The organism is Peribacillus glennii (assembly GCF_003429105.1).
In the GTDB taxonomy this organism is placed as follows: Bacteria; Bacillota; Bacilli; order Bacillales; family DSM-1321; genus Peribacillus; species Peribacillus glennii.
The window spans coordinates 68,300-83,983 of record NZ_QVTD01000006.1; the positions used below are offsets into that span (position 1 = coordinate 68,300).

16 protein-coding genes are annotated in these 15,684 nt (G+C 44.9%); all 16 read right to left on the reverse strand.

Translation table 11 applies throughout. The annotated features are described in order from the left end of the window. Nucleotides 1-75 precede the first annotated feature (75 nt). Nucleotides 76-1,386, reverse strand: a complete 1,311-nt coding sequence (locus D0466_RS11440) for a solute carrier family 23 protein (protein WP_117322716.1) — start codon at nucleotides 1,384-1,386, stop codon at nucleotides 76-78. Nucleotides 1,387-1,555: 169 nt separating this feature from the next. Next, the gene (gene pyrR / locus D0466_RS11445; RefSeq protein WP_117322717.1) at nucleotides 1,556-2,098 is read right to left on the reverse strand and encodes a bifunctional pyr operon transcriptional regulator/uracil phosphoribosyltransferase PyrR; all 543 of its coding nucleotides are present in this window, start codon (nucleotides 2,096-2,098) and stop codon (nucleotides 1,556-1,558) included. Between the two features lie 187 nt (nucleotides 2,099-2,285). Continuing rightward, entirely contained in the window at nucleotides 2,286-3,203 is a 918-nt protein-coding gene (locus D0466_RS11450; protein ID WP_117322718.1) for an RluA family pseudouridine synthase, read from the reverse strand. Then, on the reverse strand, nucleotides 3,196-3,666 hold the full coding sequence (gene lspA / locus D0466_RS11455) for a signal peptidase II (protein WP_117322719.1): 471 nt from the start codon (nucleotides 3,664-3,666) through the stop codon (nucleotides 3,196-3,198). The genes D0466_RS11450 and lspA overlap by 8 nt, the downstream gene beginning before the upstream one ends. A gap of 229 nt (nucleotides 3,667-3,895) precedes the next feature. After that, complete coding sequence (gene ileS, locus D0466_RS11460) at nucleotides 3,896-6,667, reverse strand: isoleucine--tRNA ligase (protein WP_117322720.1); 2,772 nt, start codon at nucleotides 6,665-6,667, stop codon at nucleotides 3,896-3,898. 417 nt (nucleotides 6,668-7,084) lie between these two features. After that, nucleotides 7,085-7,588 (reverse strand): DivIVA domain-containing protein, encoded by a 504-nt coding sequence (locus tag D0466_RS11465; protein WP_117322721.1) that lies wholly within the window; start codon nucleotides 7,586-7,588, stop codon nucleotides 7,085-7,087. Between the two features lie 138 nt (nucleotides 7,589-7,726). Further along, nucleotides 7,727-8,500 (reverse strand): YlmH family RNA-binding protein, encoded by a 774-nt coding sequence (locus D0466_RS11470; protein ID WP_117322722.1) that lies wholly within the window; start codon nucleotides 8,498-8,500, stop codon nucleotides 7,727-7,729. Nucleotides 8,501-8,634: 134 nt separating this feature from the next. Then, complete coding sequence (locus D0466_RS11475; protein WP_117322723.1) at nucleotides 8,635-8,898, reverse strand: YggT family protein; 264 nt, start codon at nucleotides 8,896-8,898, stop codon at nucleotides 8,635-8,637. Nucleotides 8,899-8,904: 6 nt separating this feature from the next. Further along, nucleotides 8,905-9,360: a cell division protein SepF gene (locus D0466_RS11480; protein ID WP_117322724.1), complete on the reverse strand. Its 456-nt coding sequence runs from the start codon at nucleotides 9,358-9,360 to the stop codon at nucleotides 8,905-8,907. A 13-nt stretch (nucleotides 9,361-9,373) separates the two neighbouring features. Beyond that, on the reverse strand, nucleotides 9,374-10,051 hold the full coding sequence (locus D0466_RS11485; RefSeq protein WP_117322725.1) for a YggS family pyridoxal phosphate-dependent enzyme: 678 nt from the start codon (nucleotides 10,049-10,051) through the stop codon (nucleotides 9,374-9,376). 5 nt (nucleotides 10,052-10,056) lie between these two features. Then, nucleotides 10,057-10,878, reverse strand: coding sequence for a peptidoglycan editing factor PgeF (pgeF, locus tag D0466_RS11490; RefSeq protein ID WP_117322726.1), 822 nt, complete (start codon nucleotides 10,876-10,878; stop codon nucleotides 10,057-10,059). 96 nt (nucleotides 10,879-10,974) lie between these two features. Then, nucleotides 10,975-11,211 (reverse strand): YlmC/YmxH family sporulation protein, encoded by a 237-nt coding sequence (locus tag D0466_RS11495; protein WP_117322727.1) that lies wholly within the window; start codon nucleotides 11,209-11,211, stop codon nucleotides 10,975-10,977. A gap of 187 nt (nucleotides 11,212-11,398) precedes the next feature. Next, on the reverse strand, nucleotides 11,399-12,178 hold the full coding sequence (gene sigG, locus D0466_RS11500) for an RNA polymerase sporulation sigma factor SigG (protein WP_117322728.1): 780 nt from the start codon (nucleotides 12,176-12,178) through the stop codon (nucleotides 11,399-11,401). Between the two features lie 154 nt (nucleotides 12,179-12,332). Then, nucleotides 12,333-13,052 carry an RNA polymerase sporulation sigma factor SigE gene (gene sigE, locus D0466_RS11505; protein WP_117322729.1) on the reverse strand — a complete coding sequence of 240 codons (720 nt, stop codon included), beginning with the start codon at nucleotides 13,050-13,052 and terminating at the stop codon, nucleotides 12,333-12,335. 55 nt (nucleotides 13,053-13,107) lie between these two features. After that, the gene (gene spoIIGA, locus D0466_RS11510; protein ID WP_158555892.1) at nucleotides 13,108-14,034 is read right to left on the reverse strand and encodes a sigma-E processing peptidase SpoIIGA; all 927 of its coding nucleotides are present in this window, start codon (nucleotides 14,032-14,034) and stop codon (nucleotides 13,108-13,110) included. 485 nt (nucleotides 14,035-14,519) lie between these two features. Continuing rightward, nucleotides 14,520-15,662, reverse strand: coding sequence for a cell division protein FtsZ (ftsZ, locus tag D0466_RS11520; protein ID WP_117322732.1), 1,143 nt, complete (start codon nucleotides 15,660-15,662; stop codon nucleotides 14,520-14,522). Nucleotides 15,663-15,684: the final 22 nt, after the last annotated feature.

Genomic DNA, 15,684 nt, shown 5'->3' on the forward strand with positions numbered 1-15,684 from the left:
CCAAACTTCTTTTTCGCACCCACCCTTTTAAGCCTCTCTGGACTTCTTTTAAAAGGTGAATATTCTATTAAAGGTTTACTTCTCTTCTACAAACATCTGGCCGGCATTGGACCTGCCTGGAAGGATCAGGTTCAAAAGAACACCGATGATTGCTGCAAGCGCCATTCCTGAAAGCGAAACTGCATCCGACAGCTTTACATATGCACCGCCTACCCCAATGACCAGGATTACGGACGCAATGATGAGATTTCTGTTGTTTCCAAAATCAACTTTATTATCAATCAGCATACGCAGGCCGCTGGATGCGATAATCCCGAAAAGCAGAATGGAGATGCCCCCCATGACAGCCTGAGGTATGGAACTGATTACTGCTGAAATTTTCCCGATGAAACCGAACAGGATCGCAATGACTCCTGCCCCGCCGATGATGTAAACACTAAAGGCGCGGGTGATCGCCAAGACCCCGATATTTTCCCCGTAAGAGGTGAGAGGAGGTCCGCCGATGAGCGAGCCGATCATGATCCCGACACCGTCACCTGCAATGGAACGGTGGAGGCCCGGCTTTTCGATGAAATTCTTTCCGACTACTTTACTAAGGACCATTTGGTGGCCGATGTGTTCAGCCAGCGTGACGATTGCGACCGGCACCATGATGATGATGACTTCCCAGGATACATTTGGTGTATATGACACAAACGGAATCATGAATTCAGGCATTTCGAACCATTTGGCTTTCGCAATCCCGCTGAAGTCGATTATTCCTGCAACATAAGCTGAGATATAGCCTGCTATAATGCCGATCAGGATTGGTATCAGTTTAAGAAAACCTCTTAAAAAGATGGAGGAGATAATGGTTACAGCAAGCGTGATAAGCGCCACAGTAATATGCGTTGTGCTGTAGACAAGCTTACCGGCCGGCGCACCCGGGTTTTCGTACATTGCCATATTGACTGCCGTACCTGCAAGCCCCAATCCAATTACGATGATGACGGGGCCCACGACAACCGGCGGCAGCAGATTCATCAGCCAATTCAGGCCAACCCTTTTGATGATCAAGGCAATGATCCCATAAACAAGGCCTGCGAAGAAGCAGCCGATCATGGCTGATTCCGGTCCGCCCAGCGCTTTTGCAGCTATGATCGGCGCTATGAAAGCGAAGGAAGACCCGAGATAGGCAGGAATCTGGCCTTTTGTGATCAGCAGATAGGATAGTGTTCCAACGCCGCTGGAAATTAACGCTATGCCCGGGCTTAATCCAACCAGGAAGGGCACTAAAACCGTCGCACCAAACATAGCGAATAAATGCTGCATACTTAAAGTTATCCATTGGGCCGGTGAGGGTACATCCCTCACATCAAGGACAACATTTTTTCTAGTTTCTTCCACGATAAATCCCCCTAAAACACCTGATAAGAGTCCTTTCGCGGAGAGGTAAAGAGAAAATGAAATAAATACATTTATATTCCTCTTATCGGCCTCTCCGGACTTCCACAGGATGTGGTGACGCCAGCATTCGTCACGGATGTGACGATTTTTAGCTAACGACCCTTCTCTTTTAGTTTTCTAATATGCTAACTTGATCAATTCCATCGACTTCCGTCAATTTCACGGCGATTTTTTCCGTGAGAGATGTCGGGATATTCTTGCCGACATAATCAGCTCGGATTGGCAGTTCACGATGTCCCCTGTCAACTAGGACGGCCAATTGTATTTGATTTGGCCTGCCTATATCCATCAAAGCATCCATTGCAGCCCTGATTGTCCTCCCTGTATAGAGTACATCATCGATCACTATCACCTTTTTGCCCGTAATATCCACCGGTATTTCCGATCCCTTTACCACCGGCTCGCCGTCCGTGGTCTTTTTCGTTAGATCATCACGGTATAAAGTGATATCCAATTCGCCTACCCGAATGTCTTTGCCCTCGATTTGGCTAATTCTTTCCGCCAGGCGGTTGGCCAAAAAAATGCCCCGCGTCCGGATGCCTATCAAGATGCAATTCTCAATGCCCTTATTTTTTTCAATAATTTCATGGGCTATTCGTGTCAATGCCCTTCGGATTGCCTGTTCATCCAAAACAATCGCTTTTTCACCCATTTTGTATTCACCCTTATCAGTTAATTAAAAAATCCCCATGCCAGAGGGCATGGGGATTGCGTTGTAATCCAGGGAATCTGCTTGCTTTTTAGTCCCCTTTGAAAATCCGCTTCCTTCCCAGCCTCTCTGGACTGTGTTAAAGGTCCTTATTTCATTAAGTCTATCTTAAAAGTTATTAGCTGCCTTGTCAATCACTATTTCTCAAAGAATCCAACACCCGTTCGAAATCCTCCGGAAGGGGTGCCTCGAACTCCAGATACTCACCAGTCCTTGGATGGACAAACCCTAGGATGCCTGCATGAAGGGCCTGGCCCTCTATAGTTGTCAAGGTTTTTCGCGGCCCATACTTTGGGTCTCCCGCAAGAGGGTAGCCTATATACTTCATATGTACCCGTATTTGATGTGTACGTCCGGTTTCAAGCTGGCATTCCACGAATGTAAAGGATTTGAATTTTTCAAGCACCCTGAAGTGTGTTACAGCATGCCTGGAATTCTCGTCGGTGACGGTCATGCTCTGCCGGTCTTTCTTGTCCCGTCCTATCGGTGCGTCAATCGTTCCGTGATCATGCGGGATTACGCCATGAACAATTGCCTTGTACTTTCGGGTGACCGTTTTATCGACAAGCTGTTGGACTAGGCTTTCGTGGGCCATGTCATTTTTCGCTACCATCAACAGGCCTGATGTATCCTTATCGATCCGATGCACAATCCCCGGACGCATCACGCCATTGATTCCGGACAGGTCCTTGCAATGTGCCATCAGGCCGTTGACAAGAGTACCTGTTGTATGCCCCGGAGCCGGATGGACCACCATGCCCCGCGGTTTGTTCACAACCAGGACATCCCCATCTTCATAATAAATTTGAAGGTCCATTTCCTCAGGCATTATATCCAGTTCTTCAAGTTCAGGAAGCTCGACTTCGATTTGGTCCCCCTCGTTGCATTTATAGTTCGTTTTGATGGCTGCTCCATTCACAAGTACGCGGCCGTCCCTGATTAACTGCTGAACAAATGATCTTGACCATTCCTCGTTCAATCCGGCCAGTACCTTGTCGATCCGCTCCCTGCCATTTGTTTCATCCAAGGTGTATCTTATGTTATCCATTCTTCTTCTCCTTCGAACGCTTTTCTTCCAGCAGCATGTAGATGATCATCAACCCCACTCCGATGGTCAGGGCCGAATCCGCAATATTGAAGATCGGGAAATTATAACTGAAAATATAGGTATTAATAAAATCGACCACTTCTTTTCTCACTATACGGTCAATAAAATTTCCAACCGCTCCCCCAAGCATCAAACCGAGCGATACTCCCAAGAGCACGCTTTCCCTGCCCATTTTCTGAAGGTAATAGACAAGGCCAATTACGACGACGATCGTAATGATATAAAAAAACCACATCTGACCCTGTAAAATGCCCCAGGCCGCCCCACGGTTCCGGTGGGATGTTATGTATAAGAAATCCTGAATGATTACAATACTCTCCCCAAGCTCCATGTTTTTGGCGACAAGCCATTTTGTCAATTGATCAAGCATTATCACAAACAGGGCAATGAAATAATATAACACCTTTTATCCCCCAAACTGTCTAAAAGTTTCCTACTGAATTGTAGCATAATCTGAAAAAATTGCCTAATTAAGTATTCAAGCGTTAAAACGTATAATTTAACGATAATTACGATAAAAGTGAAAATCCCCTTAAAAAACTTCAGTACTTTGAAGTGAATTACAAAAAAGAAATGCCCCTAAAAAAACAGAGCAGGAGCTTATTACGCTCCCACTCTTTATCAGCATATTATTATGCGTTTTGTGAATAATGTTCTTCAACAACTGCGGCACAACGCGGGCAAAGGGTTGGATGCTCCTCCACCTTGCCCACGTCTTCAGAAACATTCCAGCAGCGTTCGCATGTTTCGCCTTCAGCTTTCGTAACAACGATGGCCGCTTTTTCTAGCTCAAGCGCCTGTTCCGGAGCTGATTCCAGATTGCCTCCAACCTCGAATGCCGAAACGATAAATAACTGCTCAAGGCTTTCTTCAATGCTTTCAAGCAATTTCTTTACTCTGTCATTTACATAAACCGTAACTTTTGCATTTAATGATTTACCGATGACCTTTTCGTTCCGTGCTTCTTCCAATGCTTTTAAAACATCATCACGAAGGGACATGAACGTGTTCCACTTCTCTTCTATTACCGTTGCATTTTCAACTTCGAACCCATCCGGCATCAGTGTCAATTGCACACTTTCCTCCGTTACGCCCGGTATGAATGCCCAGACTTCATCCGCTGTATGTGACAGGATTGGTGAAACCAATTTCACAAGAACGAGCAGGGATTCATAAAGAACGGTCTGAATCGCGCATCTTTCCTTGCTGTCAGGGGCTTCACAGTACAAGATATCCTTCGCATAATCGAGATAGAAGGCGCTAAGGTCGAGCGTACAGAAATTGTTGACCAAGTGATAGATCGTCGCAAATTCATAGTTGTCATAAGCCTGCTTTGCATTTTTTACGAGCCTGTTCAATTTAATGAGCATATACTTGTCAACTTCACGGAGCCCGTTCAAGGAAACTTTATCGGTTTCTGGATTGAAGCCTTCGAGATTTCCGAGAAGGAAACGGAAGGTATTCCTGATTTTCCGGTAAACCTCGGCTACCTGCTTTAAGATTGGATCGGATACACGGACATCTGATTGATAATCTACAGAAGCCACCCACAGCCTTAGGATATCAGCGCCAAGCTGATTCATTACTTTGGCTGGGACAACAACATTCCCGATTGATTTGCTCATTTTTCTTCCTTCGCCGTCCAATGCAAAACCATGGCTTAGAACGCCCTTATATGGCGCTTTTCCGCTGACTGCCACACCGGTGGACAGGGAAGAGTTGAACCAGCCGCGATATTGGTCGGAGCCTTCCAAATACAGATCTGCCGGACGCTCCAGGCCATCGCGTTCGACAAGTACTGCCTGATGGGATGATCCGGAATCGAACCATACGTCCATGATATCCGTTTCCTTGGTAAATTTCCCGTTCGGGCTGCTTTCATGCGAGAATCCTTCAGGAAGCAAATCCTTCGCTTCTCGCTCGAACCAGATATTTGATCCGTGCTCTCGGAACAGGTTCGAAACATGTTCAATGGTTTCATCCGTTATAATCGGGTCGCCATTTTCTGCATAGAATACAGGAATTGGGACACCCCATGCGCGCTGGCGGGAAATACACCAGTCACCGCGGTCACGGACCATGTTATGCAGTCGGGTTTCCCCCCATGCAGGAACCCATTTAGTCTCTTCCACTGCTGTTAAAAGCTCCTGACGGAAATCTTTGATGGAAGCAAACCACTGCGCTGTTGCCCGGAAGATGGTAGGCTTCTTCGTACGCCAGTCATGCGGATAAGAGTGGGTGATGAACGTAAGTTTCAATAGTGCCCCTGCTTCCTGGAGCTTTTCTGTGATTGGCTTGTTCGCTTCATCATAAAATAATCCAGCAAACTCGCCTGCTTCACTGGTCATATAGCCTTTTTCATCAACAGGACAAAGGACCTCCAGGCCGTATTTCTGCCCGACAATGAAATCGTCTTCCCCGTGGCCCGGCGCTGTATGGACGCAGCCTGTACCGGCGTCCGTTGTTACATGCTCACCTAATACGACAAGCGATTCACGGTCATATAAAGGATGCTTTGCAACTGCTTTTTCAAGTTCTGTACCCTTCACGGTCTTCACGACTTTTTTGTCTTCCCATCCTACTTCACTGGCGACGGACTCGAGCAGGGCTTCGGCTACGAGGTATTTTTCACCATCCGCTTCCACTACTGCATAAGTTAAGTCCGGATGCAAGGCAATACCCTGGTTAGCAGGAATGGTCCATGGAGTAGTCGTCCAGATCACGATCTTTACGCCTTCCTCTACAGCTCCTTTTCCATCGGTAACCTCAAATCCAACATAAATGGACGCTGACCGTTTATCCTGGTATTCGATTTCAGCTTCCGCCAGGGCAGATTCACTGGACGGTGACCAGTAGACAGGCTTCAGGCCTTTGTAAATATAGCCTTTCTTCGCCATATCGCCAAAAACTTTAATTTGCTGCGCTTCATATTCAGGCTTTAACGTAATATAAGGATTTTCCCAGTCACCGCGAACTCCAAGGCGCTTGAACTGCTCACGCTGGTTATGGATCTGTTCATAGGCATACTCTTCACAAAGCTTACGGAACTCAGCTACACTGATTTCCTTGCGTTTTACGCCTTTTTTTGCCAGAGCAGTTTCAATTGGCAGACCATGCGTATCCCAGCCGGGCACGTATGGCGCATGAAAGCCGCTCATCGATTTATAACGGACGATAAAGTCTTTTAAGATTTTGTTTAAAGCGTGGCCCATATGAATATCGCCATTTGCATACGGTGGCCCATCATGCAGAATGAATAATGGCCGGCCTTTTGTGTGCTCCTGCACCTTATTATAAATATCCGTCTTATTCCAAGTTTCCTGAATTTCCGGCTCGCGCTTTGGCAAATTGCCCCGCATTGGAAATTCGGTTTTCGGCATCAATAACGTATCTTTGTATTCCATTTCCATTCCTCCATATTTCCTGAACATCATAATCGATCAAACCGGTGTCAGCATTTAACAGACAATAAAAAAAGCCCTCTCATCCCACAATAGGGACGAGAAAGCTTATTCCCGCGGTACCACCCTGGTTAGATATGGGTCAAGGCTTTGACTGCCGACTCCATATCCTCTTAAGCATCCGTAACGTGAATGATGCGCCTCGTTTACTTCCATAAGGGTTCAACTCGGAACTCAAGGGTGATCTTCGGATTCTTCGCCTATGCCGGGCTTCCACCCTTCCCGGCTCGCTCATTGCAAGGAATTTCCTTCTTTCATAGGGAATTGAAGAAACGTACTGTCCCTCTCATCGTATGATATCGATATGAATGATTTTTTTAAAATTATATGCGAAATAAGTGCGAAACGTCAAGCGAACGATTATACTTCCTCGTTTACCTTCAATTCGGTTGCATCAATTTCATATTCCAAAAGCTTATCCCAGTCATCATTATCCAGCAAATCCAACTGGGCTTCAACAAGCATTTTGAAGCGTGTGCGGAACACCTTGGACTGTTTTTTCAGTTCTTCGATATCCATGGCGATTTTCCTCGCCTTTGAAAGGGAATCGTTGACAATCCGGTCGGCATTCTTCTCCGCTTCTTTTATTATCAGCTTTGCTTCCTTCTGGGCGTTCCTTTTTACTTCTTCTCCCGCTTCCTGGGCAATGATAATTGATTTGTTCAACGTTTCTTCAATACTTTTAAAATGGCCAAGGCGGTCATAAACTTCATTTAGTTTATTTTCCAGTTCCTTTTTTTCTCGAAGGATTATTTCATAGTCTTTAATGATCTGATCAAGAAACTCATTTACTTCGTCCTCATCATATCCACGGAATCCCTTACTGAATTCTTTATTATGTATATCTAACGGAGTCAGGGTCATAGGGGCACCTCCAAAACGATTTTGCGCTCTTTTATTATACTATTCTACGTTTCGACAACAAATTTGTAAATCCTTCTTCGTTTTTAATTATTTAATTTATGGGTTAGGATATGGGAAGTTTGGGTGGAGTGAGCTTTTTCATTTAAGCCTGCCCACCGTGACCTTCCATTTTTCTTTTTTTGTTTTGCCGTCTACCGACAGGATTCTACACCGGCCAAAACCGCGGATTGACAGAATATCTCCTTCCAGACATTCAATGGATGAACTTTCCGTTTGCTTGAAATTCAATTTTACTTTTCCGGATTCAACCAAAGCCTGGGCCTTTTGCCTGGAGAGATTGAGGGCTGAAGAAATGATAGCATCCATTCTCATGGAGCTTACCGTGATGGTCTGTTCATCCCATTGTTCATCTGGCTGCAGGATTTCTTCAAAGTCGATTTTTTTCAGGCTCACGGAGGCTTTGCCTATTTTCTCGAGATTTGCAAGTAAATAGTCCTCGATTTCTGCGGCCGCCAAAAATTGTATGTGATCACCGGAAATGATAATATCCCCGAATTTTTCCCGTTTCAGGCCGAGTGACATTAAAGTGCCAAGCACCTGCCGATGGTCAATCGAGACAAATTTCTTCGGGTAGGCAAGTTCAAATAATGAAACCTGAAAGTCGTCGTCAGCGGGAATAAAATAGTCAGGGCAAAGAATCGCTCTTTTTCTTTCTGCATCCGTAATGACGCTGAACGTGTAAAGGGATATCTCGTGATCGTTCCCCAGCAAAGTTCGTAAAATGTGCAAGGCGCGTGGATCAAGAAAATCCGTCAATTTAGGAGAGTACAGGTTTCTTGCTTGTCCGATCCAATTCAGGGCCTGGTCGATGAATTCCTTTTCTTCCGGCCTGAAGTGCTGATAAATACTCATATACGCCTTCTCCTTTACGTGTATGTTCCTGGAAGTAAAAAGGACCAACCCCGGAAGACAGGCAGAGGAGGGCATACAATTGTTATTGCAATCCCTTTATCGCGCAGTCTTTAAGGTCGGTCATGGAAGCCCGTCTATGCAAGCCATCTAAAAAGCTGGAATAGACCGTTTCCGGCAAATTGCAGGACGAGCAGTGCCACAATTGGCGAAAAATCGATCATGGCAATGGGTGGAATAAATCGCCTGAAAGGCTCCAAATATGGTTCACATATTCTCGCTAAAAAACGTCCAATCGTTGTCTCCCTTGCATTCGGAAACCAGGACATCAATATGTACGCGATTAAGGCATATGAATATATCCTAATCGCGGTCGATAGAATGTCAAATAACCACAACATTAAATTTTACCACCTCGTATTGTCGTACTCATCTTCAAGAGCAAAACCGGTAATGTTTCCAGATACATCCACATTATCCGGAGTGCATAGAAAAATGTCCGTGCCTATTTTTTGGATATCTCCGCTGATTGCATACACTGTCCCGCTAAGGAAATCGACAATCCTTTTGGCTTGGTCGTGCTGGATGCGCTGAAGGTTAACGACAACCGCACGGTGATTTTTCAAATGGTCTGCCACTTCCTGGGCTTCGGCGTATGCTCTTGGCTCCAATAATACCACTTTTGAAGATTTTTGTATGCTATGAAGACTTACAACGTTCTGGTTTGACCCGGAAGAGCCGGACTGCTTGTTAGCCGGCTTGGCCATTTTTGGTTCCTGTACCTCTTGTTCGACAACTTCTTCCCTGTATTCATATTCGTCGTCAAGTGCAAAAAATGATTTAAATTTAGATACGATTGACATTAAAGGTACCTCCTTAAGAATCTTCGCCGACCAATGCAGTTCCTATACGGATCATGGTTGCGCCTTCTTCGATGGCAATCGGGAAATCATTGGACATGCCCATCGACAATTGCTTGCAGGGGGCATTGCCAAGGGCTTGGTTTTGGACTTCGGCCTGAAGCTGTTTCAGCTTTCGGAAACAGTCCCTTAATAAGCGTTCATCCTGGGTAAATGGCGCCATGGTCATCAAACCGTCAACAACTACCTTATCGAAACTTTCCAGGCTTCTGACGAATTCGACTGCCTCGGAAAGGTCGATGCCATGTTTTGAATCTTCCCCGGAAACATTGACCTGGACGAAGCATTTCACAGGTGTCTTCGCCCGTTTTTGAATTTCTTCAGCTAATGAAATACGGTCTAGCGAATGGATATATTCCACTTTATCGATGATGTTTTTTACTTTTCTCGTTTGCAGGCTGCCAATAAAGTGAAAGTCGGCACGGCCATGCAATTCGGTATATTTCTCCAATAGACCATCTTCCCGGTTTTCCCCAAGGTTTTTGATACCCGCATCCACTGCCTCGATCGCTCGAATGGTGGATACATACTTGGTAACGGCGATGATAGTTATTTCTTCACGGCTCCTGCCGCTTTTTTCACAGGCTTGCCGGATTTTTTCTTCGATGTTCGCTAAATTATCTGCTACTTTCAATGACGCTAATCCTCCTTCCAGCCGATGAAGCTCATCATGCGACCGGTCTTGCCTTTATCCCTTCGGTGTGAGAAGAACTGGCTTCCCATGCAGCTTGTACATAATCCTGATACTTCAATCCGGCTTTTTGGCACGCCGGCTTTTTCCAAAATCAATGTGTTTAGGGCTTGCAAATTTAATTGATATTGGCCTTCACTTATTAAAGTATATGGCTTTTCGTCATTTTCTTCCAGCATATTTTTCACTAAACTGACAACTTTGTCGTCCACAATATAACAATCACCGCAAATCGACGGGCCGATCGCGGCATAAATATCAGATGACGAAATTCCTTCAGCGTTCCACAGCTTTATCATTTTTTGCGCTATTGCGCCCACTGTCCCTTTCCAGCCTGCATGGGCTGCTCCGATATATCCCTTTTTCGGGGCAAAAAAATACAATGGAACACAGTCAGCGAAACACAATGTCAGCAATATGCCTTTTTCATCCGTAAAGATTCCGTCAGTTGCCTTAAGGGCGGATGCATAATCCCGTGAACCACTGCCCCTTTCAATCCGTCCGGCTTTGATAATATTCGTTTGATGTGTCTGTTCCGCTCCAATCCAAGAGTCCAATGGAAAATGGAGTTTACCGGCAAGGATTTCACGGTTTTTTACCACTGCCCCGATACTGTCGCCTACGTGGAACCCGGTATTTAATTCCGCAAATCCGCCGCTTGATACGCCCCCGTTTTTTGTGGTGAACCCGGCAATGAGACCGGGCCATGCCGATTGCCAGCTTTCTATTTCATAATATTGGTCTTTTTTTAAAATAAATGCTTCTTTCATACTAATACCTCTGATCATTTTTCATTTAGTTTACCATATTCATCCGTTAATTTTTACGTAAATCACACAGTCAGTTTAAAGAAATTACGGTTTTTATCAGATGTTGTGGTCGACCAGAATAACATCTGCACCTATTTTCCTGATTTTCCTCCATGGGATAATGATGTCCTCCTCCCGCCCGAAGAAACCCATCAGTTTCCCGCCACCCGAAACGATAATTGCTTCAATTGCCCCCGTCGCTATATTAATATCCAGATCCGATAAGTTGCCCAGTTTCTTTCCGTCCGCAATATTGACGATATCCTTCACCTGGAATTCCGAGATTTTCACCAAAGATCATCTCCCGCTGTTTTTTTCTTCCTATGTATATGATGAAACTGTAATAAGCATGTTGCAATATTAACTAACTGAACCGAGGGCTTTTTTCAAGCCACAAAAAAAAAAGCCTTCCCCTAAAATGAAGCTGGAGTCAAAGCCAAACAGGCCCTGCCCCCGTAGCTCTCATTTTCAGGTAATAGCTTTAATGTTGGATATTTTTATTCATTTGCCGGATTGCCGCTTTTTCCAGCCGTGACACTTGAGCTTGGGAAATGCCGATTTCGTCTGCCACTTCCATCTGTGTCTTCCCTTGGAAAAATCTTTTCCGAAGAATCATTTTTTCCCGCTCATTCAACCGCCTCATGCCTTCATTGAGGGCTATTTCATCAATCCATTGGCTGTCGCGGTTTTTCTCGTCACTCAATTGGTCAAGAACATAAATCGGGTCACCGCCATCATTATAGATCGGTTCAAATAAAGAGACAGGATCCTGGATGGCATCAAGTGCAAAAACAATTTCTTCATGCGAAACGTCCAATACTTTAGCGATTTCTTCTGCGGTCGGTTCCCTTGAGGTTTGACTCATAAGCCTTTCTTTAACTTGCAATGCCTTATAGGCTATATCCCGTAAAGACCGGGAAACTCTTATCGGGTTATTGTCACGCAAATATCTTCTTATCTCGCCAATTATCATTGGTACAGCATATGTGGAAAATTTAACATTCTGGCCTAAATCGAAATTATCGATGGATTTCATTAAGCCGATGCAGCCAACCTGAAACAGGTCATCCACAAATTCGCCCCGATTATTAAAGCGCTGGATCACGCTTAATACAAGCCTCAGATTCCCGTTTACCAGCTTTTCTCTTGCTGTGATATCGCCTTCCTGCATTTCTTTAAAGAGTTTTCTCATTTCGTCATTTTTCAAAACCGGTAATTTTGATGTATCAACACCGCAGATTTCAACTTTGTTTCGAGACAAAATATTCCCTCCTCACAGGAGCTGCTGTACAAAAAACAGTATCTCCCCGGGAGGGAACAAATATGCACCACGTTAGCGGGCATAATTTTTGTCCTCTATGCCAAATCCGGTAAAAACATTGATATGATTTAGTTCGTCCGGCAAAAAAATTTATTTAAACCATTTTGTTAAACTCTTTTCTAAGTCTTTTGATAATTCTTTTTTCAAGACGGGAAATATAGGATTGGGAAATGCCCAGCATATCCGCGACATCTTTTTGTGTCTTTTCTTCCCCGCCGGTAAGCCCAAACCTTAATTCCATGATTTGCTTCTCACGGTCAGTCAGCTGGGTAAGCGCCTTTGAAAGGAGTTTCCGGTCGACATTGGCCTCCAAATCCTTGGTAATGATGTCTTCTTCAGTACCGAGAACATCGGACAGAAGCAGCTCATTTCCATCCCAGTCGATATTGAGAGGCTCATCGAAAGAAACCTCGGAGCGGATTTTATTATTCCGGCGCAAATACATTAGGATTTCGTTTTCAATGCATCGGGAAGCATATGTAGCAAGCTTGATTTTTTTTTCGGGATTAAAGGTATTGACCGCTTTTATCAACCCTATCGTACCGATGCTGATCAAATCCTCGATATTAATGCCGGTATTTTCAAATTTCCTGGCAATATAAACGACGAGCCGGAGGTTCCGTTCGATTAGGATTGATCGTGCGGCTTCATCCCCCTTTGGCAGCTTCCCGATCAGCAATTCCTCTTCATCTTTGGAAAGCGGCGGCGGAAGGGCTTCACTCCCGCCTATATAGAAAATTTCATCAGATTTCAATCCGAGCTTGATTAGCAATTTATACCAGTAATACGTGAATCGGAGGACTAATTTTTTCACGAGTATTCTCCCTTCTATTTTTCTGAATCCGGAGTATAGATTAGTAATGCTTTATTCAGGATGCACTCTCCGCGTGGGTTCCCGTTAACATTTTCGGATGTATAATGCAATCGTATGAGCGATCCGAAGACAGTTTTTGAATGGTGAATGAAATCAACCCGCTATGAACTTCATACTCTTTGCCGTCATGGCAAATTTTTATCCAATCAGGCTTAATGGCAGTCAATAGTTGATGGTCGTTGCCGACTACCTTTGCCGGAACAATCCGCATTCTATTCGACCAGCTGTATTGGAATGACTCCTGCTGCAATATTGAATCTGGATTCCCGATCAGGTCAAGTACATCACTCGGGATCGCTCCCTTGTTTATTCCTTCTATCGACACAATCATGACAGGTGACCTGCTTATTGGGTCATACAGCTGGTTTCCGCTGTCAACCAAGCCATCCATACTGCATTCAAAGCCTTCAATTTTAATGAACACCCTTGCTAATTGTTCGTAGGTAAGCTTTGCCATTTCAATACCGGCGAAGGCCCGCTTGGAAAATTGCCACGCAAGCGGAAAGCCGATTATGACAAATGTCCAGCTTACCGGGTCTCCGAACTTGTTTATGCCTGCAGCCATGCCCGGATGAAGCGAATGGATTTTGAATTCGAATAAATAATGGAGCCCCAAAAGGATTCCCCCGGACAAAAAAGTCACCAAATAAAGAGAGGCAAGTTTTTTTAAAAACACCTTCAGCCTGATGAAACCGAAGGCAGCCGCTACCATGAAAACGGAAATAAGAAGCTTGATTAACACATTGTCTGCAAGAAAATAGTATGGCGTGAAAGCAAAAAGGATAATCGATGAGCCTACCAACCCTGCCAGAACAATTCGCCATGCTTTCGTCCGCTTCTTTAATAAAATTGCGGTCCAATATAAGAGGAGGCAGTCAAATAACCAATTTAACAGCCAGATTACATCTAAATATAAAGTCAAGCACTCCCCTCCCAAAGACTCGTCAATAAGTCTATGTTTCCAAAAGTATAACGTACATCCTTCCTGAAAGTGTGTCACTTTTTGTATAGGAAACCTGAGAGTTTTTTAGTGAATTGTTCAGATTTTGTAGAAATATCTTTATAGAAAAGTTACATTCAAGCAGTATATTAGTGATCAATCCTCATTCATTCCGGGTAGCAAGGATTGACGAAAACAATGATAGTGGTAAAAAAATATATTTTTAAAGTCCATCAGTTTATAGAGGGCCCCTTCTATAGAAAACCCGCCGATTGGCAAGCCGTGTTAAAGCGGAGATCAGAAGTCCGGCTAACAGGATGTGGGTTACTTAAAGCGAAGATAAATGGATGTGGCGCACTTAGTCAGTGTTCTGCTTCATCAGAAAAGAATATTTAACACTTTACTTGGAGCAAAAAAAAGCTGTCCATTGTTTGGACAGCTTTTGTTATAAAAGTGGATTATGAGTTTTAACGGCGTCTGTTCCGGTTGCGCAGGAATGCTGGAATGTCCAGGGCGTCTTCAGCCTGGCTGCCTGCATTGCTACTGTTCCTGACAGGCTCGTTTATTTCCTCGCGCTTTACTTCGCGTTTTACCGGCTGTGCCTGCGGCCTTGACTGGCCGAATGACGGACGGTTCGTTTGGCGTGGCTGGATTTCGGCTTCATTAAAGCCTGTTGCAATCACAGTCACGACGATTTCATCCTTCAAGTTTTCATTGATGACAGATCCGAATATCATGTTCACATCCTGGTCAGAGGCAGTCGCCACAATATCAGCTGCTTCCTGGACTTCAAAGAGGCTAAGGTTTGTGCCTCCTGTAATATTCATCAATACGCCTTGCGCCCCGTCGATCGAGGTTTCCAACAGCGGGCTTGAAATGGCTTTTTTCGCTGCTTCTGCCGCACGGTTTTCTCCGGATGAAATGCCGATGCCCATTAATGCAGAGCCTTTGTTGGACATAATCGTTTTAACATCTGCAAAATCCAGATTGATTAATCCCGGTACAGCGATCAAATCTGAAATGCCTTGTACACCCTGGCGGAGTACATTATCTGCTTCACGGAATGCTTCCAGCATCGGTGTGCTTTTGTCCACAATTTCGAGAAGGCGGTCATTTGGGATGACGATCAACGTATCAACGGCTTCCTTCATTGAAGAAATGCCTCCCTGTGCCTGGGTGGCGCGCTTGCGTCCTTCAAATGTGAAAGGTCGGGTTACAACCCCCACCGTCAAAGCTCCCAAATCCTTCGCAATCTGTGCGATGACCGGTGCAGCTCCAGTTCCTGTGCCTCCGCCCATTCCGGCAGTTACGAACACCATATCAGCGCCGCGAAGCGCTTCCTCGATCTGTTCCTTGCTTTCTTCGGCAGCCTTCTTCCCTACTTCCGGATTGGCACCCGCACCAAGTCCGCGAGTCAGCTTGCCGCCAATCTGCATTTTTATTTCAGCTTTTGATAGATTAAGAGCCTGGGCATCTGTATTGACCGAAATGAATTCAACACCCTGGACGCCATGCTCGATCATACGGTTCACGGCATTGTTTCCGCCGCCGCCGACGCCAATGACTTTTATTGTAGCTAATTGATCTAAATTAGAATCAAACTCTAACATTGCAATCCTCCTAAATTAACGA